The organism is Pararhizobium sp. LjRoot238, from assembly GCF_964252955.1.
GTDB lineage: Bacteria > Pseudomonadota > Alphaproteobacteria > Rhizobiales > Rhizobiaceae > Pararhizobium.
Window position 1 is genome coordinate 83,721 of sequence record NZ_CAXUPP020000001.1, and the last position, 23,228, is coordinate 106,948.

Annotated in this window: 26 protein-coding genes; 13 read left to right on the plus strand and 13 right to left on the minus strand. The window is 61.6% G+C overall.

The features are described 5' to 3' along the window. The first annotated feature begins 129 nt into the window (after nucleotides 1-129). A complete protein-coding gene (locus ACSQ3F_RS00480) occupies nucleotides 130-615 on the plus strand; it encodes a MarR family winged helix-turn-helix transcriptional regulator (RefSeq protein ID WP_436098401.1) in 486 nt (161 codons plus the stop codon). Nucleotides 616-670: 55 nt separating this feature from the next. Here ACSQ3F_RS00480 and ACSQ3F_RS00485 read toward each other — a convergent pair whose 3' ends face one another. Next, a complete protein-coding gene (locus ACSQ3F_RS00485) occupies nucleotides 671-1,147 on the minus strand; it encodes an Lrp/AsnC family transcriptional regulator (RefSeq protein ID WP_436098402.1) in 477 nt (158 codons plus the stop codon). 111 nt (nucleotides 1,148-1,258) lie between these two features. On the opposite strand from ACSQ3F_RS00485, the gene ACSQ3F_RS00490 reads away from it, so the two are divergent. After that, on the plus strand, nucleotides 1,259-1,807 hold the full coding sequence (locus ACSQ3F_RS00490; RefSeq protein ID WP_436098403.1) for an RBBP9/YdeN family alpha/beta hydrolase: 549 nt from the start codon (nucleotides 1,259-1,261) through the stop codon (nucleotides 1,805-1,807). Nucleotides 1,808-1,869: 62 nt separating this feature from the next. Here ACSQ3F_RS00490 and ACSQ3F_RS00495 read toward each other — a convergent pair whose 3' ends face one another. Together ACSQ3F_RS00495 and ACSQ3F_RS00500 are read right to left on the minus strand one after the other, a co-directional pair. After that, on the minus strand, nucleotides 1,870-2,466 hold the full coding sequence (locus ACSQ3F_RS00495) for a superoxide dismutase (RefSeq protein ID WP_436098404.1): 597 nt from the start codon (nucleotides 2,464-2,466) through the stop codon (nucleotides 1,870-1,872). A 251-nt stretch (nucleotides 2,467-2,717) separates the two neighbouring features. After that, nucleotides 2,718-2,840 carry a hypothetical protein gene (locus tag ACSQ3F_RS00500; RefSeq protein WP_436098405.1) on the minus strand — a complete coding sequence of 41 codons (123 nt, stop codon included), beginning with the start codon at nucleotides 2,838-2,840 and terminating at the stop codon, nucleotides 2,718-2,720. Here ACSQ3F_RS00500 and ACSQ3F_RS00505 point away from each other — a divergent pair. Next, nucleotides 2,839-3,342: a hypothetical protein gene (locus tag ACSQ3F_RS00505; RefSeq protein ID WP_436098406.1), complete on the plus strand. Its 504-nt coding sequence runs from the start codon at nucleotides 2,839-2,841 to the stop codon at nucleotides 3,340-3,342. The genes ACSQ3F_RS00500 and ACSQ3F_RS00505 overlap by 2 nt on opposite strands. Before the next feature lie 174 nt (nucleotides 3,343-3,516). Here ACSQ3F_RS00505 and ACSQ3F_RS00510 read toward each other — a convergent pair whose 3' ends face one another. The 3 genes from ACSQ3F_RS00510 to ACSQ3F_RS00520 form a co-directional block, all read right to left on the minus strand. Further along, nucleotides 3,517-4,818 (minus strand): methyltransferase family protein, encoded by a 1,302-nt coding sequence (locus tag ACSQ3F_RS00510; RefSeq protein WP_436098407.1) that lies wholly within the window; start codon nucleotides 4,816-4,818, stop codon nucleotides 3,517-3,519. Then, entirely contained in the window at nucleotides 4,811-5,191 is a 381-nt protein-coding gene (locus ACSQ3F_RS00515) for a hypothetical protein (RefSeq protein WP_436098408.1), read from the minus strand. Before ACSQ3F_RS00515 ends, ACSQ3F_RS00510 begins: the two co-directional genes overlap by 8 nt. A gap of 151 nt (nucleotides 5,192-5,342) precedes the next feature. After that, nucleotides 5,343-6,233, minus strand: a complete 891-nt coding sequence (locus ACSQ3F_RS00520; protein ID WP_436098409.1) for a branched-chain amino acid aminotransferase — start codon at nucleotides 6,231-6,233, stop codon at nucleotides 5,343-5,345. A 402-nt stretch (nucleotides 6,234-6,635) separates the two neighbouring features. Here ACSQ3F_RS00520 and ACSQ3F_RS00525 point away from each other — a divergent pair, with 402 nt between their 5' ends. Then, nucleotides 6,636-7,676 (plus strand): zinc-dependent alcohol dehydrogenase family protein, encoded by a 1,041-nt coding sequence (locus ACSQ3F_RS00525; protein WP_436098410.1) that lies wholly within the window; start codon nucleotides 6,636-6,638, stop codon nucleotides 7,674-7,676. Between the two features lie 292 nt (nucleotides 7,677-7,968). Further along, entirely contained in the window at nucleotides 7,969-8,172 is a 204-nt protein-coding gene (locus ACSQ3F_RS00530) for a hypothetical protein (protein WP_436098411.1), read from the plus strand. 38 nt (nucleotides 8,173-8,210) lie between these two features. Here ACSQ3F_RS00530 and ACSQ3F_RS00535 read toward each other — a convergent pair whose 3' ends face one another. Further along, nucleotides 8,211-9,410, minus strand: coding sequence for a nucleotidyltransferase family protein (locus ACSQ3F_RS00535; RefSeq protein ID WP_436098412.1), 1,200 nt, complete (start codon nucleotides 9,408-9,410; stop codon nucleotides 8,211-8,213). Between the two features lie 552 nt (nucleotides 9,411-9,962). On the opposite strand from ACSQ3F_RS00535, the gene ACSQ3F_RS00540 reads away from it, so the two are divergent. From ACSQ3F_RS00540 to ACSQ3F_RS00550, 3 genes are all read left to right on the plus strand, one after another. Then, entirely contained in the window at nucleotides 9,963-10,499 is a 537-nt protein-coding gene (locus ACSQ3F_RS00540) for a phosphatase (protein ID WP_436102001.1), read from the plus strand. Between the two features lie 148 nt (nucleotides 10,500-10,647). Next, the gene (locus ACSQ3F_RS00545; protein WP_436098413.1) at nucleotides 10,648-11,298 is read left to right on the plus strand and encodes a haloacid dehalogenase type II; all 651 of its coding nucleotides are present in this window, start codon (nucleotides 10,648-10,650) and stop codon (nucleotides 11,296-11,298) included. Nucleotides 11,299-11,557: 259 nt separating this feature from the next. Continuing rightward, on the plus strand, nucleotides 11,558-12,760 hold the full coding sequence (locus ACSQ3F_RS00550) for an ISAzo13 family transposase (protein WP_436098414.1): 1,203 nt from the start codon (nucleotides 11,558-11,560) through the stop codon (nucleotides 12,758-12,760). A 31-nt stretch (nucleotides 12,761-12,791) separates the two neighbouring features. Here ACSQ3F_RS00550 and ACSQ3F_RS00555 read toward each other — a convergent pair whose 3' ends face one another. Both ACSQ3F_RS00555 and ACSQ3F_RS00560 read right to left on the minus strand, forming a co-directional pair. Next, on the minus strand, nucleotides 12,792-13,424 hold the full coding sequence (locus ACSQ3F_RS00555; protein ID WP_436098415.1) for a hypothetical protein: 633 nt from the start codon (nucleotides 13,422-13,424) through the stop codon (nucleotides 12,792-12,794). Continuing rightward, nucleotides 13,421-13,771 (minus strand): type II toxin-antitoxin system Phd/YefM family antitoxin, encoded by a 351-nt coding sequence (locus ACSQ3F_RS00560; protein WP_436098416.1) that lies wholly within the window; start codon nucleotides 13,769-13,771, stop codon nucleotides 13,421-13,423. The genes ACSQ3F_RS00555 and ACSQ3F_RS00560 overlap by 4 nt, the downstream gene beginning before the upstream one ends. 194 nt (nucleotides 13,772-13,965) lie before the next feature. Between ACSQ3F_RS00560 and tam the strand changes: the two genes are divergently transcribed. Both tam and ACSQ3F_RS00570 read left to right on the plus strand, forming a co-directional pair. Next, nucleotides 13,966-14,733: a trans-aconitate 2-methyltransferase gene (gene tam / locus ACSQ3F_RS00565; protein ID WP_436098417.1), complete on the plus strand. Its 768-nt coding sequence runs from the start codon at nucleotides 13,966-13,968 to the stop codon at nucleotides 14,731-14,733. 101 nt (nucleotides 14,734-14,834) lie between these two features. Beyond that, nucleotides 14,835-16,796 (plus strand): elongation factor G, encoded by a 1,962-nt coding sequence (locus ACSQ3F_RS00570; RefSeq protein ID WP_436098418.1) that lies wholly within the window; start codon nucleotides 14,835-14,837, stop codon nucleotides 16,794-16,796. 17 nt (nucleotides 16,797-16,813) lie between these two features. On the opposite strand, the gene ACSQ3F_RS00575 is transcribed toward ACSQ3F_RS00570, so the two are convergent. From ACSQ3F_RS00575 to ACSQ3F_RS00585, 3 genes are all read right to left on the minus strand, one after another. Beyond that, complete coding sequence (locus ACSQ3F_RS00575; RefSeq protein WP_436098419.1) at nucleotides 16,814-17,416, minus strand: YdeI/OmpD-associated family protein; 603 nt, start codon at nucleotides 17,414-17,416, stop codon at nucleotides 16,814-16,816. Between the two features lie 23 nt (nucleotides 17,417-17,439). Beyond that, a complete protein-coding gene (locus ACSQ3F_RS00580; RefSeq protein WP_436098420.1) occupies nucleotides 17,440-18,153 on the minus strand; it encodes a gamma-glutamylcyclotransferase in 714 nt (237 codons plus the stop codon). 150 nt (nucleotides 18,154-18,303) lie between these two features. Beyond that, entirely contained in the window at nucleotides 18,304-19,197 is an 894-nt protein-coding gene (locus ACSQ3F_RS00585; RefSeq protein ID WP_436098421.1) for a LysR family transcriptional regulator, read from the minus strand. A gap of 158 nt (nucleotides 19,198-19,355) precedes the next feature. Between ACSQ3F_RS00585 and ACSQ3F_RS00590 the strand changes: the two genes are divergently transcribed. Together ACSQ3F_RS00590 and ACSQ3F_RS00595 are read left to right on the plus strand one after the other, a co-directional pair. Beyond that, nucleotides 19,356-20,537: an MFS transporter gene (locus tag ACSQ3F_RS00590; RefSeq protein ID WP_436098422.1), complete on the plus strand. Its 1,182-nt coding sequence runs from the start codon at nucleotides 19,356-19,358 to the stop codon at nucleotides 20,535-20,537. Nucleotides 20,538-20,638: 101 nt separating this feature from the next. Then, entirely contained in the window at nucleotides 20,639-21,475 is an 837-nt protein-coding gene (locus ACSQ3F_RS00595; protein WP_436098423.1) for an aldo/keto reductase, read from the plus strand. Between the two features lie 49 nt (nucleotides 21,476-21,524). On the opposite strand, the gene ACSQ3F_RS00600 is transcribed toward ACSQ3F_RS00595, so the two are convergent. Continuing rightward, nucleotides 21,525-22,127: a cysteine hydrolase family protein gene (locus ACSQ3F_RS00600; RefSeq protein WP_436098424.1), complete on the minus strand. Its 603-nt coding sequence runs from the start codon at nucleotides 22,125-22,127 to the stop codon at nucleotides 21,525-21,527. Nucleotides 22,128-22,213: 86 nt separating this feature from the next. Between ACSQ3F_RS00600 and ACSQ3F_RS00605 the strand changes: the two genes are divergently transcribed. After that, nucleotides 22,214-23,074: a LysR family transcriptional regulator gene (locus ACSQ3F_RS00605; RefSeq protein ID WP_436098425.1), complete on the plus strand. Its 861-nt coding sequence runs from the start codon at nucleotides 22,214-22,216 to the stop codon at nucleotides 23,072-23,074. Nucleotides 23,075-23,228: the final 154 nt, after the last annotated feature.

A 23,228-nucleotide genomic window follows, 5' to 3' on the forward strand; every position in this document is an offset into this window, starting at 1 on the left:
GAGCCTGCTGGACACGAAACCGATCATGCGAATTGGCGCGCAGAAACGTTTCCGGCCGCCTCAATGCGGAATTTAACCAAACCGCTGATTTTGATGGTTATGATGCCTCGACGAAGCGAGAACAGAATCATGGGTACAAAACCACCGCAGGACGACTTCCAGAGCGACGACGCTGCCGCAATGCCAGGGCTCGACGTCGGCCGGCTTGGCGATCTGCTCGGGTTTCATCTGCGCATGGCGCATGTCGCGATCTATCGCGATTTTTCCGAAACAATGGCCGAACTCGCCCTGACGCAGAAGCAACTCGCGGTGATGGAACTGATCGCCGGCAATCCGGGCGCATCGCAAATCGACCTCGCCCATACGCTCGGTACCGACCGGGCGACGATGATGGCACTGGTAAACCGGCTGACGGCCCGCGACCTGATCGAGCGCCGCCCCTCGTCGGCAGACCGCCGGCGTCAGGAGCTTCATCTGACGAAGGCAGGAAGCGCGATGCTGACCCGGGCGCGCAAGCTTATCGACATCCATGAACAGCGTTTCATTGCCCTCTTTTCGCCCGACGAAATGGACGCGTTGTTGGTGGCACTGAAACGAATATATGCAGAGCGCTGACGGCGCGACGGCAGCCAACAGCCGGTCAATACCGCACTAAAATCTCAGGCGTCGCTCAAAGCCTTTGCAGCAAGGCGCGACCGATGGCTTTTGGCGGCTCGCTGCGCAGAACAAGCGATGTCGTCACCGCCCCGTATCGGGCGATCGTATCGACGATCGTCTCCAGTTCTCCCGGCGTCGGAACCAGCACCTTCAGGAGAAAGCAATCCTCGCCGGTGAGGCGCAAAACCTCCATGACGTGTGGCATTTCGGAAAACAGCTTGAGGCAGGCGCGAATATGCTCATGCGTCGTGCGCAGGCGAATGACCGCCATCACTCCGAGGCCCAGGGCCGCAGCGTCGATGCGCGCCGCATAGCCGGAGATGATGCCCCTCTCCTCCAGCCGCTTGACCCGCTCCGATGTCGCCGGTTGGGAGAGCCCGACCCGTCGCCCCAACTCCGAAATCGCGATGCGGCCGTTCTCCTGCATCACTTCGATAATCGCGATATCGGTCGGGTCGAGGACGGATCGATCCGTTTCGGCAGTTCCCATGTTTCACCTTCAATTCATCGGCAACCGGTGGTGTTTTCCGATGAGTTCTCATTCAAAATCGGCGGCATGTCCATCATCTTCGCAATGGTCCAGATATTTTAAGGAGAGACCATGACGGACATCATCATTCTGCCGGGGATCGGCGGATCGGGCGAAAGCCACTGGCAAACGCGCTGGGAGAAAACAGATCCGCAGATGCGGCGGTTCCAGCCATCGGATTGGGACCGGCCGGAACGCAAGGACTGGATTGCAGCTTTGGAGCGCGAGGTCAGGCTTTCGGCGGACCCGCCCTTGCTGGTGGCGCATAGCCTCGCCTGCCTTCTTGTCGCGCATTGGCAGCGGATTTCGGCTTCGCCCGTCGCTGGAACATTCCTGGTCGCGGTTCCCGATCCCCGCTCCGGGGCCTTCCCGGAGGAGGCACAGGAATTCGCCGATCCGCCAGCCGGAGCGCTGCGCATGCCTTCGTTGATCGTTGCCAGCAGCAACGATCCTTTTGGGACGATGCGCTACGCCAGAGAACGGGCCGAAGCGTGGGGGAGCGATCTTGTCGACATCGGCGCAGCCGGCCACGTCAACGGCCAAAGCGGCCTCGGCGACTGGCCAGATGGCAGGACCCTGCTGACCGCGTTTGCCGCCCGGATTGCGGCGTCGCGTTGCTGAAGGAGATTGCACAAAAAACCCGGCATCACTGCCGGGTTTCGTGTTCATCGTAATGGAAAACCTTACGCGGCTTCGTAGAGTTCGAGCACGTAATCCCAGTTGATCAGGCTGTCGACGAAGGCTTCGAGGTACTTCGGGCGGGCGTTGCGGTAGTCGATGTAGTAGGAGTGTTCCCAGACGTCGACGCCGAGGATCGGGGACGCGCCGTGAACCAGCGGGTTTTCGCCGTTCGGGGTCTTGGAGATTTCGAGCTTGCCGTTCTTGACCGAGAGCCATGCCCAGCCCGAGCCAAACTGGCCGGTTCCGGCAGCGATGAAATCGGCGCGGAACTTGTCGTAGCCGCCGAGATCGGACTTGATCGCCGCATCGAGCTTGGCCGGAAGCGCGGTGCCGCCGCCGCCCTTCTTCATCCACTTCCAGAAATGCACGTGGTTGTAGTGCTGGCCGGCATTGTTGAACAGCGGCTGGTTGGTGCCGTAGGACTTCTTGACGATTTCTTCCAGCGACAGGCCGGAGAGACCGGCTTCCTCGGCAAGCTTGTTGCCATTGGTCACGTAAGCGAGGTGATGCTTGTCGTGGTGATACTCGAGCGTTTCACGCGACATGTAGGGCGTGAGCGCGTCGTAGTCGTAAGGCAGGTTCGGCAATTCGAAAGCCATGATGGTATCTCCTCTTCGTGGCGGGGTCCATGAAAGCCGGGTTGGAATTCATGAAAGAAATCGGTGAGGCGGAACATAGGGACCACCGCTGAAACAGGCAACCGCCGCCATGCCAAATTTCGCTACAGCCATGGAAAATACTTTCGCCGACAGAATGTTCCATCGCGACGCTCTTGCACCCTGCGGGCGCCTTGACGGTCCGCCGTTGCGAACCAACATAGGATTTCGATTGCACAGTCATCGCGAACCTATCAAAATCCTATAGGTTCGCGGTTGCCAGCGCTATTTCCGCCAGGCAGCGACAGACGGCGGACGGTCTGATTTTTCTGCGCATTGATAGTCTTGATGGTCATCATTTCAGGGGGAATTTCCATGGCCAATCCGTTGTCCACGCTCGGTATCGTCCATACCGTCATCAGCGTCGTGCCTGTTGTCGCCGGTCTCTACGGCTTTTCGAAATACGGGGCGATCGTTCCGAAATCCAATTCGGGGCGGATCTATGTCATCACGCTCGTTCTTTCGGCTCTCACCTCCTTCGGCCTGTCGAGCACCGGCGGCTTCAATGCGGGACACGCGATCGGCATCATCGCCATTCTTTCGGTCGCCTTCTCGCTGATCATCGCCAGGCTCGGCCGGTTCGGCCGCCTCAACCGCTACCTGCAGGCGCTGTCGATGTCCTTCACCTTCTTTCTCCTGATGATCCCCGGCATCAACGAAACCCTGTCGCGCCTGCCGCCCTCAAGCCCGATCGGCAACGGCCCGGACTCAGCCCCGGTGCAGACGGTGACAGCCATCTGGGCGGTGATCTTCCTGATCGGCATCTGTCTTCAGGCCTGGACGATGCACCGCCGCGCAGGCAATGCGATGCCGGCCTGATTGTCATCGGCAAGGCCCGGCGCTCTGCTGAAATCTGAATGCCGTGTTTACGAAGGCGTATGCGCTGATGCGCGAGATGGCGGAGTCGGTCGCATTTGCGAAGAAGAAGCCGTTGCGGCTTCCGCTACGCGCGGAACGAGAACGCCAAACACTCCCTACCGCGCTTTCGGACGACTAACGCGCTCTTTGCGCTATCAAGATGGCGATTCGGCGAACAGGCAGCAGCAACGATGCCAACTCCATCAATTGATTGACCCCGGGCAGACGTAATATCCAGCCCGCGAACGCACATAGACCTCCGAGATGCTCCAGCGCGCGGCCGAGCGCCGCAATACCGGTGGCATTCAAATCGGCGTCACTGCTCAAATAGCGCAAACGGTGACGCGCCACCACTGGGCGCACCGGTGCTGTTTCTATCACCAACCCATCGGCGGCATGGCGCATCAACCAGGCAAGCAGCCGCGAATCCCGGCCGGAATCAGGAAAATACAGGGTAGCGGTGCGCGCGATGTAGGGCCTGCTGCGCGGAATCCAATCCCGCACTGCAACCCTGTACTGACCCCAGTCTTCCGGCATGGCAAGTGCGATGTGGGTGCGATTGTACCAGGCGGCAAAGATGCCGTCGAAAATCAGGAATGCCACCGGTATCGCCCATGCGGCGGTGGAACTGGTGAGAATAGCAAGGGACGCCATCACAAGGGCGGATGTGATCTGCATGGGGTTGGCGATTGACGCATAAGGTCCGCTGGTCACCACCCTTTTCGGGGGATCATAGGGAACAGGTGTGCCGCGTCCGACAAGTGCGAATTCATGCGCCGCAGCCCAACCAATGAGCAGACACGGAAAACCAATTGCCAGGACGACGACCCAGCGCATGACAGACGCCGATTCGAGAGCCTCGATGTAGCTTCGCCCCTCCCAGGCCAGCACACAGGCGGGCAAAACCAGAAGCATGTAGCCGCCCCAGCCAAGGCCATGAAAGCAGGTTCTCAGTACGGGCCTGCTGTCGGCCTCCGTCAGCCGCGCAAGAACCAGGCACGGCACAAGACAGAACAAAATTCCAGCGGCCTCTCCGACCAACCAACGTCCACCGACCACGACCAACGGCTCCAGAAGAGGCATCGAGACAACATCGGCAGCAACGAACACGACGATCATCAACACGGTCGGGACTCGCCGCGACAAGATCACAGCAACCGGCCCCCAGAAGATGGACCAGCCAATCCACAGATCGACGGGAAGTCCTAAAACAGCGACGGCATCAGGCTGGAAACGCCACCAGCCGAAACCTTGTGCAGCCATGTTGAGAACGAGAAGTGCCGGCAGTTGCCAAAGGCCGCCGAGCAGCGCCGCAGTCGCCTGTCGCGGAGTGGGTAGAAAGAGGATCAGCAGCAACATCGTCCCGCCAACTGGGCCTAGCAACAAGGCTGCCCGTGCGAGCGCAATCAGGTCGACGCCGGGATATGCATCAATCATTGCCTCGGCCCTCCATCCACCAGCCGATGGCAACGGCGAGCGCGAGCATGGCGGGAACGGCAAGGATCATCGGAGCAAGCAGAGCACCGGCGAACGTGCCGACCGCACAACCGGCAGCGGTCATGCGCTTTGCCATCCGGGAAACCAAGACTGGCGGATCGGGAGCGAAGGCAAGCGTAACACCCATTAGCGCCGGCAAAACAACCATCAATGCGAGCCGATCAACAGGCCAGACGGTTGCGTGCACAGCGAGAGAAACGCCCATGCAGACGAGATTTGACCCGGCAATGATCTGAGACCAACGATTGTGAAACTGCGGCCGCAGCGGCGACAAGCCGTAGGGATAGTCCGGTCTGCCCTGATACTGCGGCATGCAGCCTCCATCGTTTCGGCTGCAACCTAAGGCATAATCGTTGAGAACCATATCTGATAAAAGATAAGATTGTTGGCTTATCCCAAGTGCTGCAGCCACCTCAAAAGCAGGAAAGACGCGTGCGCCTCCGGGGTCGATGAGAGGGCTGGGCTTACAAATCCGGCCGGCCCGCCGAGTGCGCCCAGTCCATGTACAAATCCTTCGCCTTGGCGGCGATCGGGCCTGATTGCAGGTCGCGGTCTTCGAGGCGGGTGACGGGCAGGACCTTGGAATAGTTGCCGGTGGTGAAGATTTCGTCGGCGGTTTCGAAATCGGACACGGTCATCGTCGCCTCGACGACATCGAAGCCCGCATCACGCAGCAGGCCGATGACGCGCAAGCGGGTGATGCCGGCGAGGAAGGTCTTGTTGGCGGCCGGGGTGAAGACGACGCCGTCCTTGACCATGAAGACGTTGGAGGAGCCGGTTTCGGCGATATTGCCGAGCATGTCGCGTACCAGCGCATTGTCGAAGCCGCGCGAACGGGCCTCGGCCAGGATGCGGCCGTTGTTGGGGTAGAGGCAGCCGGCCTTGGCGTCGGTCGGCATGCATTCGATCGTCGGCCGGCGGAAGGGCGATACGGTCACCGACATGCCGCCGTTGGCCCCACCCATCGGCGCCTCGAACAGGCTAAGCGCGAAACGGGTCGATTCCGGATCGACGGTGACGACACTGCTCGCCGAGCCATGCTCACCCCAATACATCGGCTTGATATAGACGGCGGTCTTGCCATCGAATTTCTTCAAGCCCTCCCAGGCGAGGTTTTCGATGTCCTCGGCGGTCACCACGGGCTTGAGCCCGAGCGCCAGCGCCGAGCGGTTGACGCGCTGGCAATGCAGGTCGAGATCCGGCGCAATGCCGTCGAACCAGCGGGCGCCGTCAAACACCGTCGAGCCGAGCCACATGGCATGCGAGGTCGGGCCGATCAGCGGCGGATTGCCGGAAAGCCATTCGCCATCGACATAGGTCCAGGTGGTGCTGCGCGGGGATGTATCGACGGCCATGACGGTCTCCTGTTTTTGTCTTGCTCATATCCGCAATAGCCGGAAAATCGAGAAACGGGGTAAATAGGTACATCAAAAAAAGTCATGGCGGTTATCGCGACGGCTCTCTAGCCAAGCCTTTGAGGAGAGTTTACCCCCCTCTGTCACTGCGTGACATCTCCCCCACAAGGGGGGGGATCGTTCTTTTCCCTCACTGGCTTTCATGTCAGGAGAGCGCAATGGTTGCGGTCAATCTCCCCCCTTGTGGGGGAGACGTCGGCCCCCAGGTCTTGCCTCCGGCAAGCCCGAGGACAGGCTCAGCCGACAGAGGGGGGTTTACGCGGCACGATCTCACGATAGGTTCAACTCTCCGCATCCGCTCCTGCACCGAACTGGTTTCACTGTCACATGAAGGACCATCCGATGAAAGCCATGTATTACGACGCCTTCGGCAAGACGCCCGATATCCGCACCCTGCCCGACCCGACACCGGGCAAGGACGGTGTCGTCATCAAGGTCGAGGCGACCGGGCTCTGCCGCAGCGACTGGCACGGCTGGATGGGGCACGATCCGGACATCGCGCTTCCGCATGTGCCGGGGCATGAACTGGCCGGCACCGTGGCCGCCAAGGGCAGGCAAGTGATGCGCTACAAGGTCGGCGACCGGGTCACCGTGCCCTTCGTCTCCGGCTGCGGCCGCTGCGGCGAGTGCCATTCCGGCAATGCCCAGGTTTGCCCGAACCAGTTCCAGCCGGGCTTCACCCATTGGGGCTCGTTCGCCGAATATGTCGCCATCGACTATGCCGACCAGAACCTCGTGCATCTGCCCGAAAACCTCGACTATGCCACGGCCGCCAGCCTCGGCTGCCGCTTTGCCACCTCGTTTCGCGCCATCGTCGACCAGGGCCGCGTGCGCGGCGGCGAATGGGTGGCGGTGCATGGCTGCGGAGGCGTCGGCATCTCGGCGATCATGATCGCCTCAGCGCTTGGCGCCAATGTCATCGGCATTGACATTTCCGAGACGAAACTCTCCTTCGCCCGCGAAGTCGGCGCCGTCGCCACCATCAACGGCAGCGTCACCGCCGATGTCGCGGAGGCCGTGCGCGAGATCACCAAGGGCGGCGCGCATGTCTCGATCGACGCGCTCGGCTCGCCCGTCACCTGTTTCAACTCGATCAAGAACCTGCGCCGCCGCGGCCGCCACGTGCAAATCGGCCTGATGCTCGGCGAACATGCGGCACCGCAGATCCCGATGGCGCAGGTGATCGGCCACGAACTCGAAATCTACGGCAGCCACGGCATGCAGGCTTGGCGCTACCAGGCGATGATGGCGATGCTGGAAACCGGAAAGCTCAACCCGCAAAAACTGATCGGCCGCCATATCAGCCTCGAAGAGGCGGTACCCGCTCTGATGACGATGGACACGGCGCAGGATCTGGGGATCAGCGTGATCACCCAGTTTTAGCGCAGACCGGCCGCTGCGCATGCGGCGCGCCTTGCGGAGTAGCGTTCTGGCGCCTGCGGCGCCTCAGCGCCACGGCGGCGTCGTGCAATCCCCGCGATTAATTCCGCCCTGCTCCGCTTTCAGTCGGGACGGCGCGCGCTATTTGAGCCATAGTGGCTGCCACGCGCCGTTTTCATGAAGCAGGATTGTTGGCATCATCGGCACGGCGAAAATATCTTGCGATCCACTGACTGCGACGGAAGCGCACTCTGCCGCCACATCCCCTTTAACCTTTCAAAGCGAGTTCATCCCATTGGTCGATAAAAATGCCGTCAAGGCACCTGCCAAGGTCACGGTGCGACGCAGCCAGGACGAGACGTCCGCCGCCGCACTCGGCATCATCAACGCCGAATTGGTGGCGCGAAACAAAAAGACGGCCATGCTGAAAGCCCTGCGTCTCAGTCAGGAACAAAGCCAGGAAAAGCCAGTCAAAAAGGCAGCCTCCAAAAAGAAGTGAGGGCCTTTCCAGATCGCCGGTCACAGCAACCGAGACGGTTATAATTTTTTCGCGAAAACATTATAACCGTCCGATCCTTTGACACTGCGACCATTCTGGTTCGCGTCGGACGTATCGGCAGTTCCGGATTGATGATCCAAGGTCCGTTTCAATATGCTGTAGTCGTCCGGATTTTCGCCAATCTCCTGCATGCCCTCGCGCAGGATGGATGTCAGTTCTTCGTTGCGTTTGGCTGCGAGAAATGAAACTCCCTTTCTGATGCCATCCTGCCATGCTTGCCCGCGGTTCCAGGCTTCGGAAAAGGCGATCGCCAGATCGGAATGACGCCTCGTCTGCCCAAGGGCCTCGAACAACAGAGCCGCCTGCATGACGTCTTTATCCCGTTTCAGGATGCCGTTGTCGTCGTTCTGACGCCGCGACGCCACGATCAGCTTGTGGACGGCGTAGCGCTCTGGCGCGGGAACGTTGACAGAGATACCGCTCTTCCAAAGCATCACGGTTCGCACCGGCTCGTAAATCAGGTAGTCCAGAAAACGAAGCGGTTCCGCCGATGCGCCGCCGAGGGCGGGCATGTCCACCGGCTTGTCCTGATTGTCGTCGCTTCCCGTGTTCGGCGTCAGGAATTCGACCTTGTAGCGGCTGGCGTTGATGAACTGGGTCGACTTCCGGTTATGGTTCATGTGAGGAACCTGCCGAAAGGTCTCGTCAAGCTTTTGCAGCACGTCCAGAATGGGAGGGATGCTGTCGCCGATCGCAGCCGAGATCGAATGGAATTGCGCGAAGTCGGCGTCTGCGGTCTGCATGGAGGACGATGGAAGCCGGACGCCCAGAATTCCGGAATATGTCTGAAAGGCTACGGTTCCCACAAGAACGGATCTCAACCTGAACAGGCCTGCATTTGCCAGCGCCTCCACCACGTCTCCGGTAAACCGCTCGGGTGCGCTCATTCCCGCCTCGCGGGTCAAGGTGGAAACGAGCTTGCGCCTCGATTTGAGGTCATTCTTCACATGGCCAAAAGCCGATACGCGCTTTGTGATTTCTGCGTCGCTTTTCGGGCCGACATACGACCTCTTGTCGCCATTGCCTGTCGGCATATCGAAATACCAGTATTCCTTGCCCTTCACAGGAACGGTGACAAATCGCCCCTCCAGCGGAAAGTCGCTTGCAAAGGTCCCGTCGAGCGATCTTTGCCCGAGTTCAGCGAACATCGTCCTATAGGCAAGATCGATTTCCCTCACGGCCGTCTCCGAGTTATAACTATTTCGCAAAAACATTATAACTGGAAGCCCTTAACAGCGCAATCCGTTTTGGACGATGGCCATTCCGGCGGCATACGTTCCGGAAAAACCCCTCCGCTTCGCTCCGACCCTCCCCACAAGGGGGAGGGTTAAACCGTGTCCGCCGCCCATTTCAGCATGAAAAGCGAACTTTGGAAAACGGGAGCAGCCGGCAAGCGAGGGGCACCCCCTCCCCCTTGTGGGGAGGGTTGGGGAGGGGATTTTTCAGCAGCAACCCTCTCGGGCCAGATCACGCAGCCCGGCGATAGGCGAAGGTCCTGCCGCCGTCGGTGGTGGAGATCAGACCCATGCGGTAGAGCGCTTGGGCCTCCGGCACCCGCCTGCGATGAGCATCTTGCAAGCGGCAAAACACCCGCGATGTCCCGCCGCGGTTGTATTCCTCAAAATCCCTCTTCCCCGCCTCCCTCCCCGCCGCTATTTTCATGACAGCAAAAAGGAATCATGAGGCGACCCATGGCACTTGCAGCTGAAAGGCGGGCGGCTGAGAAGCAGATGGATGCGCTCTACGCGCCCTTGCTTGGCATCAATCCTGACCATCCGAACGGCTGGCCAATCAGGCTGATCGTCGCGTCGCAGACCGAGGCGCGGCACAATCGTGCCCTGTGGGCGCCGAGCCATCTGATCTCGATCCGGGCACAGGGGACGAAACTCCTGTCGATGATCGAGCTGCCCGGGGAGCGGCATCTGGAATTGCTGTTTGGCGATGTCACCGATCCGGACGAGCCGGATGCGGCTCGGATCGAGGCGATCGAACGGACCTTCGCCTTTATCGACGGCCTGCCGGAGGATGCACCTCTCCTGATCCATTGCCTGCGCGGCATCGGCCGTTCCACGGCTTTGGCGCTCGGTATTCTCGCCCGCTACATGGAGCCGGAGGAGGCCGCGGCGGCGCTGCATGGCTTAAGGCCCGAGGCAAAGCCGAACCGGCATGTGACCGGTCTCTGCGACACGATGCTCGGGCTCAAGGGACGATTGGCCAAGCAGGCGCTGCGGTTTCCGGCCAAGGTCTGGAAACCCGCAAGGAGCTGAACCGCTTTCTCTTCGAGAACGATTGTGCGATGCACAAATTTTTGACATGATCCCGGCAAAGAACCGTAGACAAACGGCGATCAAGGCGCTGCCATCTCTCTCGAATTTTAAAAGGGATGAGCGCGAAGGGAAATGACGGGAGGTTTTGATGCATCATGCGGCCTATGTGTTCGATGCCTATGGCACGCTGTTCGACGTGCACGCGGCGGTGCGCAAGCATGCGGGCGCGATGGGGCCTGACGGCCAGGCCTTTTCCGACCTCTGGCGCGCCAAGCAGCTCGAATATTCCTGGATCCGGACGCTGATGGGCGCGCACGCCGATTTCTGGACACTGACCGAACAGTCGCTGGACCATGCCTTCGCGCGGTTTCCCTCGGCCGACCGGAAGCTCAGGACAGCGCTGCTCGACGCCTACTGGCACCTCGACTGCTATCCGGAAGTGCCAGCCGTGCTGAAGAGCCTGAAGCACCGCGGCGCGCGCATCGCCATCCTGTCCAACGGCACGCCGCAGATGCTGCAATCGGCGGTGAAGAAGGCCGGTCTCGACCTCATCATCGACGACATCTTCTCCGTCGAGACGGTCCGGGCCTTCAAGACCTCGCCGGCGGTCTACGACATGGTGACGACCACCTACCGGCTTTATCCGAACGCGGTCTCGTTCCAGTCCTCCAACCGCTGGGACGTGGCAGGCGCGACCAAATTCGGCTTCCGCACCGTCTGGATCAATCGCGGCAACATGCCGGACGAATATGCCGATTTCGGTCCCTCGCTGATCCTGCCGTCGCTGGAAAGCCTGTAAGGCGCGAAAGGCGCTTTTTATTTCGCACCTATCTACGAAACAAAGGCTCTTGCTACAGTTGAGATGTTAGGGCCCTTTCCTACTGCATAATTCCTTAAATCGGAATCGATTTACGGACAAAATTATGCAGCAGATCAAAGTGTTACAGCGACCTTAGGACGCTCCGAACAATAACTGAATCGTCATTTGTCGAGGGTGCGTCTGATTGACTCATGTGCGGGGGATTCCCGGCCGGATCAGATAGACGTATGTCGATGGCATGATCGACGAGGATGGCATCAGATACCGCTGGGAGACAGTGGGGCGCAAGCTCGATGAACGCGGGCGTCGGATGTTCGCGGCGGCCGAGGCGAGCACGGCGGGATGGGGCGGGCTTGCGGCAGTCTCGCGGATCACCGGGTTGGCGCGGTCGACGATCAATCGCGGACAGGACGACCTGGATGCCATGCCTCTGGGGCTGGGTCAGGTTCGGCGTGCTGGCGGCGGGCGCAAGGCGGTGAGCGCGCTTGATCCTGGGCTTGTTGCGCAGTTGAAGCGACTGGTGGAGCCGGCCACGCTGGGCGATCCCGAGCGGCCCTTGCTCTGGGTGTCGAAGAGTATGGATAAACTCGCCGACACGCTGACGGCGATGGGCCACCCGATCAGCGCCGACACGGTGGCCAAGGAGTTGGTGAAGCTGGGCTTTTCGCGTCAGCGCAACCGCAAGGCGGACGAAGGCTCGCACCATCCCGATCGCAACGCCCAGTTCGAGCACATCAACACGAAGGTGATTGCGGCCCAAGCCAAGGGCCAACCGGTCATCTCGGTCGATACCAAGAAAAAGGAACTGGTGGGCAACTACAAGAATGTCGGCAGCGACTATCGCCCGAAAGGCACGCCGATCCGCGTCAAGGTGCATGACTTCGAGGACAAGGAACTGGGCAAGGTGGTGCCTTACGGCATCTACGACGTGACGGCGAACGCGGGCTTCGTCAGCTTGGGCATTACCGCCGATACGGCCGAGTTCGCCGTCCAGTCGATCCGGTGCTGGCTCGATCGCATGGGACGAGAGCGCTATCCCAAGGCAAGTGAACTGACCGTCACGGCCGACTGCGGCGGCTCAAACGGCGCGCGCGTCAGGCTATGGAAGTTGGAATTGCAGAAACTGGCCGACGAGACCGACTTGGTCCTTCACGTCCACCATTATCCGCCCGGCACCTCCAAGTGGAACAAGATCGAACACCGCCTGTTCTGCCACATTACCCAGAACTGGCGCGGCCGCCCGCTCGAAAGCCGCCTGGCCGTGGTCGAACTGATCGGTGCCACCACGACAAAGACCGGCCTCAAGGTCGAATGCGCCCTCGACACCCGCACCTACCACAAAGGCGTCAAGGTCTCCGATGCCCAGATGGCAGGCCTCCATGTCAAAGGCGACGCCTTCCATCCAGAGTGGAACTACACCATCACCCCAAGAAACACGTAGCGGTTATTCTGCGAACTGTCCTTAGCGCGTCTTAAACGACGCGCGGCGCTGTAATGTAGACAGGATCGTCCTCTTCTCCTTCGTCGGCGGTGTTTGATGTCGCGAGGCGAATGGTCTGCCATGCCGTAGAAGCCTCGGCAATTCCGAAATCCTCCTCCATCCACCGGATAAAAGTCCTGGTCCCCATCATGGTGAGGTCTGCACGGACGGCCCTTACAGCATCACGGCAATTTCGGTCGTCGATGACGGCAATGATCTCTTCGACGACCGAAATGGCCTGCTTTAAATCTTGGACAGCCGACAAAAGACTGCGCTCACCGCGATCACTCCATGAAGGACGAAGATCATCGGGCTTGCCAGCTCTCTCCCAAAGCTTCATCTCACGAGCATATCGGATGCCTTCAACCGTCTCCAAAATCGTAATTCTGTCGCGATTGCTTTCCAACCACTCACCGATGTAGGCCCGGACACCACGCCGTTGATCCCGTCCTTCTCCGGGATCGCGAGTTGCCTCAGCGACCACCAGGTCGGTAATCATTACATCGCACCCGGGCTCAAAGAACCAATCCAAGGCCTTTATACATCCCAAGAGGGACAAAGGCGTGTTGTCCATGATTAGGAAGCGAGGTGTTCGAATGTCGCGGCTGTCTGGTTTGTCAATCATCGATGAAGTCCTGGGAACTTTTGCCTTACGGCATCTAGCTCGGCTTCAACAGCATCGTCGTTCACTTCGGAGATAGCCTCGTCCGCCATCTTCTGCGCGACTGCTTCGAAGTCGCTTACGTCATATCCAAGAGGGTCAGGTAGGTGGCGAACCACAACTGGCTTGCGGGGTAGCAAGCCAACGGGGATGGGTTCTCCAGCAACGCGTTTAAGGCGGCAAAACTCCTCGACCGATAACATGACGTTTCGGGGTTTCCCGTGCGCTGTGATGACGGCACCTTCTTGGGTTGCCGCACGCTGTACGTCACCGGTTTGCTTCTGAAGATCAATCGAGCTGAAAGTCAACATGGGCACCTCCTTCTGAAAATACGTATTTTACGTCTTTTTATCATCGGCGCAAGATGTAACGCTATGGCATCCTCAATGCTCATTGCCTTTGTTTGGTAGATAGGCGCTTTTTTATTTTTATCTTGCGCCTGTCGTTACCCCAAAACCGCCGCACAATTTTGGGCAACATGCTTGAGCGCCAAAGGAGACAGCCGATGGCCTGGTCCGCCGAACAATATATGAAATTCGAGGACGAGCGCACCTGGCCGGCGCACGACCTTTTGGGCCACGTGCCAAATCTGCCCGAGGGCGCCCTTTACGATCTCGGCTGCGGGCCAGGCAATTCGACGGAGCTCGTCCAGGACCGCTTTCCCGCCTATCTTCTGACCGGCATCGACAGCGACGAGAACATGCTGGCGGCAGCGCGAAAGCGGATGGCGCATACCCGTTTCGAAAAGGGTGATCTGGCGCGATGGGAGCCGCGCGAACCGGCTGCGCTGTTCTTCGCCAACGCGGTATTCCAGTGGCTGCCGGACCACCTCGATGTCTTCGACCGGCTGATGGATGACCTGATCCCCGGCGGCACGCTTGCCGTTCAGATGCCCGACAATCTCGATGAACCGGTGTATGCCTTCATGCGGGAGTTGGCCGAGCATCCCCGCTTTTCGGAATTCCATGTCAACCGCGGCCGCCGCAACGCCCTTGCCGCCCCCGCCGTCTATCTCGACAGGCTTGCGCCGAAGTCGATCAAGATCGATGTCTGGCATACGATCTACTATCACCGCCTGAAAAATGCCGAAGCGATCGTCGAATGGGTGAAAGGCACCGGCCTTCGCCCCTATCTCGGCGTCCTGCCGCCAGACGTACGCGAGGCCTATCTTGCCGCCTATCTCGAGCGTATCCGAGACGCCTATCCGCCGCTCGCCGACGGGCATGTGCTGCTGAAGTTCCCGAGGCTGTTTCTGGTGGCGGTCAGGCGCTAGGGCCGGTCGCACTTCGAAGATCATCCCTCTGGCGCCCCGCACGAGATCAGGGCATCCTGTGATGGCCGAGAATTGTGCTTATGGCAGGTGGAGGACCGCCCATGCGCTGCTTTACTGTACTTGGACCCTCGCAGACCGGAAAATCGACCATCGTGGAAAAGCTTGGCTCGCTGGAGGGGGCGCCGAGAAAATCCATTTCCCCTTATGGATTGAACCTGACGGAGTTCAATTTCGGAAACGAAGCGTGGTGTGCGCTGGATGCGCCGGGAGGGGGCGAAGCGCTGGTGCATGCGCAACATGCGCTTCTGGCCAGCGACGCCTGCATCCTTTGCGTTTCGCCGGCACCCGACGAGGCCGTGCTCGCCGCGCCCTATCTGCGGGTGATCGAGGCGTCGGGAACGCCCTGCATCCTCTTCGTCAACCGGATGGACGAACCAAGGGGGCGGCTCAGGGACGTGATCGCCACGCTCCAGGACTACGCCAGCCACACACTTCTCCTTCGCCAGGTACCGATCCGCGAGGATGACAGGATCGTCGGCAGTTGCGATCTGATTTCGGAACGGGCATGGCGCTACCGGGAAGGCCAGCCGTCCGCGCTGATCGCGATCCCCGAAAGCGCTGCCGAGCGCGAAAGCGAGGCGCGGACCGAACTCCTCGAGCACCTGTCCGAATTCGACGACTGGCTTCTCGAGGAACTGATCGAAGACCGCGAACCGCCCAGCGACGCGCTCTACGCGATTTCCTCGCGGGTTCTCAAGGAAAACAGGATCATCCCGGTCCTGATCGGCTCAGCAAGTCATGGCAACGGCATGATGAGGCTGATGAAGGCGCTGCGCCATGAGGCGCCGCCGGTTGAAGCACTTCGCGAGCGCCTTGCCCGCGCAGGCACTGTCGACGAAGGCAAGCTGGCGGCCGTGAGCTTTCATGCCTACCATCGCCAGAATGTCGGCAAGACGGTCCTCGTGCGCGCGTTTGGCGAGGGGCTGAAGCAAGGCGCATCGCTGGGCGGCGCCAGTCTGGGCGCCGTGCAGGATCCCGCAAACGGCCGATCCAACTCGGCGGCTACACCGGCGCCGGGGGATGTCTTCGCGACGGTCAAGTCCGACCACTTGGCCGTTCCGTCGCTTCTGACCTCCGAGGCGGCGGCTGCCCCGCCGGAGTGGACGGAACCACCGACGCCGATGCTCGAGCGGATCCTCGTACCGGGCAGCGAGCGCGACGAGAACAAGCTCTCCGAAACGCTGGCAAAACTCTCCGAGGCGGATCGCGGCCTGAAAGTCATGCAGGAGGAAGGGACCGGTGCCCAACTCGTCTGCGCCCAGGGACCGGTGCACCTGCGCGACCTCTGCCGGACCCTGTCCGACGTGTTTCACATCGCCGTCACCGACCGGACACCGAGCCCGATCTATCGCGAGACGATATCGAAACCATCCGAAGTCCACTACCGCCATCGCAAGCAAACCGGCGGCGCCGGGCAATTCGCCGACGTGAAACTGAGCATCCACCCCAACGAGCGCGGCCATGGCTTCAGCTTTGGCGAAACGGTCAAGGGCGGCGTCGTTCCGCGCAATTACATCCCCGCCGTCGAAGCGGGCGCGCGCGAGGCGATGGACAAAGGTCCGCTCGGCTTCCAGGTCATCGATGTCGGCGTGACGCTGACCGACGGCCAGCACCACACCGTCGACAGTTCGGAATACGCTTTCCGGACCGCGGCGAAAATGGGGGTGCGGCAGGCGCTTTCGGAAGGATCGGCCGTCTTGATGCAGCCGGTCTTCCGCAGCGAAATTCACATTCCATCGGTCTATTCGGGCAGCCTCGTGCAGATCGTCTCCGCCCTCAAGGGGCAGGTTCTCGGCTTCGACCGGGATGAAACCGCCAAGGGGTGGGACATCTTCCGGGCTCTTGTTCCGGGCGGCGCGCTCGACGAACTGGCGCGAGCACTGCGCTCGGCGACGCAAGGAATAGGCTATTTTTCCAAAACCTTCGATCATTTCGAGGAGTTGTACGGCAAGGAAGCGGACGCCATCGTCAGGGCGCATGGAACGCAACGCGCCGAGCACTGAAGCGACGCGGTCAAACGCTACGAGAGCTTCCCCTTGCGCGGGTGGAAAGTTTCGCCGCGGGCGAGCATGGCGACCAGCTTGTCGATGGTGCGGGCGCGGGCTTCCGGTTTCGTCGCCGTGTGGACGCGGTAGAGCACGGAATAGCGGTTGGCGCTGTCCAGCGTGTCGAAGAAGGCTTTTGCGCTTTCGTTGCCGTCGAGCGCCCGGCGCAGATCGTCCGGAACGGTGGCCTTGCTCTGCGGCTCATAGGCCGCGGCCCAGCGGCCGTCCGCCTTGGCCTTTTCGATCTCCGCAAGCCCGGCCGGACACATCCGGCCCTCGTCGATCAGCGTCTGCGCCCGTTTGCCATTGATCGCCGACCACTTGCTTTTGGGGCGGCGCGGCGTGAACCGGATCAGCCAGTGGTTCTCGTCAAAGGGCTTGAGCTGGCCGTCGATCCAGCCATGGCAGAGAGCCGCGTCGATCGCCTCCTGTTTCGAGACGCTCGGTACGCCCGACGCCTTCTTTGCGAACTTCAGCCACAGGCCATTCGAGGTCGCGGGTTGGACGTCAAGCCAGCTTTCCCATTCGGCGGCGCTGGCGAAGGCCAGCACCGGCAGATGGGTTTGATTGTCCGGCATGACGTATCCTCCCAAGCGCGCCGTTACAATGACGACGCAACGGCTGACAGGTGGATCGATCTGATCTCCGCGGCCACAAGCTGTTGCAGTCGCCAAAGGTTGCGGTCGCGAATGCCGAAATCCTCGAGATGAGAAACGGTGTTGTACAGATATTCCGCGCAGGACCCGAGATGACCGCATGCACGTGCCAGGATGCCTGCGACCTCATCCAGCGGCCGGCGAGACAGGATCCGCTCGCCCGTCGCCCCGACCCAGAAACCCAACGCCCTGCACGGGCCGCTCTCGGATTTTACCGGCAGCCACCGGACGGAATCGATATTTTCGAAGGCGCTGACTTCTCGCCGCAGCATGCGTTCGATCTGCCCGACGCGATCGCCGTCCGGCAGACGATAGATGACGCCGTCGCACCGCCCGCCGCGCTCCAGCGCCATCATCAACCCCGGCTGATCGCGCGAGCCGCGCCAGCGATTGACGTGCAGACAGAAGGATCGGTGCCAGCCGAACGCGGTCGCCCGCTGCCTGTCGATCGCTTCAAACTCAGGCTTCCAGATCAGCGAACCATAGGCGAACACCCAAAGCGGCTGCCCGAGGCTCTCCCGATCGAGCCGTTCGGCGAGTTCGCTATAGCCTTTGTCGCTGATGGCGGTCCAGCGCCCGTCGGGACCGGGATCGGCAATATCCCGGTGACAGAGCGCCACCAGATCGAGCGTCAGGGACATTTCTCGCGGCTTTGGCATGTGGTCAGGACTCAGATTGCAGACGGTCTGGAAGGAGGATGCGGATCGTCTCGTCAAATTGCCAGAGCCATCTTGCCAGTCAAGCCAGGACCACGCTGAAGCCTGCCCGAATAAGACCGCTGAATTTTCACGGGCGGCGAGCGGGCGCCCTCATACCCGCTCCGCCAAAAAATCGATGAAGGCGCGGATGCGGGCCGCGAGATGCGCGTGGCCCGCAAAGACCGCGTAGACCTGTTCCGGCTCGATCGGATTGTAGTCCTCCAAGACCTCGACCAGAGCGCCGCTTTCAAGATCGCGTTCGACGTGGAATTTGCCGATGCGGGCGATGCCGAGCCCCTGCAGGCAGAGCTGCCGGGCAATCGAACCGCTCGCCGCCTGCACATTGCCCGCAGCAGGGCTCAGATACACGGCCGTGCCGCCGGGGTCACGGAACGGCCATTCGCCGGGCGTCCTGCCGAAGGTGAAGGTGATGCAGTTATGCGCGGCGAGATCCTCGGGCGTTTTAGGCTCGCCGCGGCGCTTGATATAGCCAGGCGTGGCAACCGTGATGCGGTGGCTGTCGAGCAGCTTCCTCGCCTTCAGGGACGAATCGCGCATCGGGCCGACGCGGATCGCCACGTCGGTGCGCTCCTCGATCAGGTCGATGAGGCCGTCCGTCAGCGTCAGTTCGAGCCGAACCTCCGGATAGAGCGCCAGGAATTCGCCAGCGAGCGGCAGGATATAGCATTCGCCGAAGCCGACGGTGGCATTGACACGCAACAGGCCGCGCGGCGTTGCCCGGCCGCCCTCGGCAACAAGCCGTTCGGTCTCGGCGATGTCGCCCAGAATGCGTTGGGCCCGGGCGAGGTAGATTTCCCCTTCCGGCGTCAAAAGCAGCGAGCGCGTGGTGCGGACCAGAAGGCGCGTGCCGAGCCTGTCCTCGATGCGGGTGACGAGCTTGCTGACGGCCGAGGGCGACAGCTTCAGCCGCCGCCCGGCCGCCGAAAAGCTCTTCAGCTCCGCCGCCGCCACGAAAACCTCCATCTCCCCTGCCCGGTTGTCCATCCGGCTTCTCCTGTGAATTGACTTCACAGGTATTTATCCATTCCCGCGGATTATCGCGCAAGTGCCTCTGGCCCATATTCCGCCCAACGCAACCAAGGGCGGTCAAGAACCGCCGCCAACCCAAGCCCGGCCTCCCGCGGGCGACCAAAGGTGCTGCCATGCCTCTTGCCCTCTATGCATTGACGATCGCGGCCTATGCGATCGGAACCACCGAATTCGTCATTGTCGGCCTGTTGCCGACCGTTGCCACCGATCTCGGCATCACGCTGCCGCTCGCCGGGCTGATCGTGTCGATCTACGCGCTCGGCGTTACCTTCGGCGCGCCGGTCCTCACCGCCTTGACCGGCCGGATCGCGCGCAAGCCGCTGCTTCTCGGCCTGATGGCGCTGTTCATTGCCGGCAACGCGATGGCGGGCTTGAGCCCCTCCTATGAGACGCTGCTCGTCGCCCGTATCCTGTCCGCCTTCGCGCATGGCGTGTTTTTCTCCGTCGGGGCGACCATTGCGGCTGATCTCGTGCCGGAAAACCGCCGCGCCTCGGCCATCGCCCTGATGTTCATGGGCCTGACGGTCGCCATCATCACGGGCGTCCCGCTCGGCACGTTCATCGGCCAGACGTTCGGCTGGCGCGCCACCTTCTGGGCCGTTGCCGGCCTCGGTGCCGTCGCCCTGACTGCGATTGCCGTGCTTCTCCCGTCCACCCTGTCGAAGGCTGCCCCGGCCGGCATTCTCGATCAGATCCGCGTGCTCGGCTCGGGCCGCCTGCTGCTGGTCTTCGGCATGACGGCGCTCGGTTATGGCGGCACCTTCGTCACCTTCACCTTCCTTGCGCCGATGCTTGAGGAAATCACCGGCTTTGCCGCCTCCTCCGTCAGCCTCGTGCTGGTGCTCTATGGCCTGGCGATCGCCGCCGGCAACATCGTCGGCGGCCGCATTGCCGACCGCAATCCGGTGAAGGCGTTGAACTGGCTGTTTGCCGCCCAGGCCGCCGTGCTGGTGATCTTCACCTTCACCTCGGTCTCGGCGATCCCCGCCCTGATCACGCTTGCAGCCCTCGGCTTCCTGTCCTTCGCCAACGTGCCCGGCCTGCAGTTCTATGTCGTGCAGCTTGCCAAGCAGCACCGCCCCGGCGCCGTCGATGTCGCCTCCGCGCTCAACATCGCCGCCTTCAACCTCGGCATCGCCGCCGGCGCCTGGATTGGCGGTCTGGTGGTCGCCTCGCCGCTTGGCTTGCAGGCGACGCCATGGGTCGGCGCGATCCTGGTCGCCGGTGCGCTGGTTCTCACGATCATCAGTGGCATGCTGGATCGCAGGCCGGACGCTGTTGCCCAGACCGCTTGACCATAGGGCGGCTTGACCCGCCCGGCAAACGCCACATCTATAACCCTGCCCTGTTCAAACGCCCGGCGGAACCGCCGGGCATCCTCGAGAAGGAGAACTCCATGCAACCGATCGTCAACGCCAACGGCGCCGCCATTCCCGCCCTCGGTTTCGGCACCTTCCGCATGCCCGGCCCCGAAGTGCTGCGCATCGTGCCGGAAGCCCTGAAAATCGGCTTTCGTCATGTCGATACCGCGCAGGCCTACGGCAACGAAGCGGAAGTCGGCACCGCCATCCGGCAATCGGGCATTCCGCGTTCCGATATCTTCCTCACCACCAAGGTCTGGGTCGACAACTACAGGCAAGGCGCCTTTGCCGCCTCCGTCGACGAAAGCCTCACGAAGCTGAGGACCGATTATGTCGACCTTCTTCTTCTGCATTGGCCGGGCAGCCCGGTGCCGCTCGCCGAGCAGGTCGAGCGCCTGAACGCAGTCCAGAAGGCCGGCAAGGTCCGCCATATCGGCGTCAGCAATTTCAACACCCATCAGATGGACGAAGCCGCAAAGCTCAGCGTGACGCCGCTGGTCACCAACCAGGTCGAATATCATCCCTATCTCGACCAGTTTAAGGTTCTGGAAGATGCCGACCGGCTCGGCATGTCGATCACCGCCTATTGCGCGATGGCGGAGGGCCGCGTGCCGAAGGATCCGGTTCTCAACGAGATCGGCAGCCATCACGGCAAAACCGCCGCCCAGGTCGTGTTGCGCTGGCTGATCCAGCAGTACGGCGTCGTCGCCCTGACGAAAACCGCGACGCAATCACGGCTGGCCGAAAACTTCGACATCTTCGATTTCGTGCTGTCGGTCGACGAGATGAAGGCGATCCACCTGCTTGCCAAGCCGGACGGCCGCATCGTCGATCCGCAGGGCCTCGCTCCGGTCTGGGACGAGGCGGCCTGAACGGAAAGGCCTTTCGGCCGCCGAACACCCGGCGGCCGTTTTGCATTTCCTAACGTGCCAGTTCGGCAACATCGGCGATCAAGCCGTGCGTGTCGGCAAGTCCAGCCAGCGTCGCCCGATGCAGGTCAGCTGCGAGCACGATGCCTGAGGGCAGCGCGAGGTCGCGCGTGGCGCAGGCATCGCCTGCGACCGTAATCGAATAGTCGCGATCGCGAGCGGCCCGGACGGTGGACGAGACGCAATTGTGCGTCATGAAGCCCGCCACGACGATTTTCTGGCCGGCCGGGCCGATGACGGCTTCGAGACCGGTTCCGGCAAAGGCATTTGCACGGGTCTTTTCGACGATCGCTTCGCCTTGGGCAGGTGCGACCGCCGGGATAAAGGCACCCCTGAATGCGGCCCGGTCGAAGAGACCACCCACCTCACCCCTATGGGCCACATGGATGATCCGCGCCCCGGCGGCGCGAGACGCCTGCAAGAGGATCGCCGCACGCTCCACCGCGGCCTCCGCCCCGGCCAGCATCAAGGGTCCAGTGAGATATTCGTTCTGGTAATCGATCAGGATCAGGGTCGTGTCCGAAAGGACGGGTGGCGTCAAAACCACGCCTGCGAGCGAGAGGATCGTGGGGGCGGAAATGGCGGCGGCTGTCATGAAAAACTCCCTTGCGGATTGGAACGGCCAAGATTATCAATCTGCACCAACACAGGGATATCCGAATTTTTCGAGGATCAATCTGCATGAACGCAGGATCGCATTGGGCCGACCTCGAACTTCTCGATCACATTCTGCGGCATCGCACCTTGTCAGGTGCTGCCGCAGCGCTGGGCGTCGACCAGACGACAGTGTCGCGTCGGCTGGCCGCCCTTGAGCGCCGGATCGGCAGCGCGCTGTTCGACCGCATCGACGGCAAGCTCGTTGCGACTCCGCCGCTTTCCGGCATCCTCGACCGGTTGCGGACCATCTCGCAGGAAGCTTCGCTTTCGATCTCCTCATTGATGCGGGCGACTGCGGAACTGAAGGATCATGTCCGCGTCACCAGCGTCGGCTTCGTGCTTTCGACCCTTCTCGCTCCGGCGCTTGATATCTTTGCCAAGCAAAACCCCGGCATCAGCCTCGACTTTGTCGCAGACGATCAATCCCTGAGTTTCGAGCGGCGCGAAGCGGATATCGCGCTTCGCTTTGGCAGGACTGCAGAGCAGGACACAAAGATCCGCAGCCTCGGAACCCTGCGCTTCCATCTCTGCCGCCCGGCTGGCGTCAACGAAGGAACGGCCGGGAAGGTCGTGGTGCGCTATGGTGAGCGCTTGGCGCATGTTCCGGAAATGCAGGCGTTGGACCGGTTGCGGCCGCATGCTCGCACGGCACTGACATCGACCCGCCTCGACGTGCTGATTGCCGCCTCGCTGGCTTTGGGTGCCGATCTCATGCTGCCGGAGAGCTTTGCACGCCAGGATGCGCGATTCGGCCTGGTCGAGGAACCGAACGCCACCGCGGAGCGCCCGCTTTTCCTGCTTACGCATCCGGAGCGCACCAAGGTGCCCGCCGTGGCGGTGACGGCCGAATGGGTCGCCGAGACCGTCAAGGCCTGGCAGCCCTGAGCGACGTCTCAAACGATCGTGAAATTCGCCGCCGTCAGCGGATGGTTCTTCGAAAGCAGATACCGGCCCCGCTTTTTCGCTCGCCTATGCGGCTGGCAGCGAGCTCGGGCGTCATCGGCGCCGTCAAGGACGCTCTCGGCCCCTCGGCCGCGCC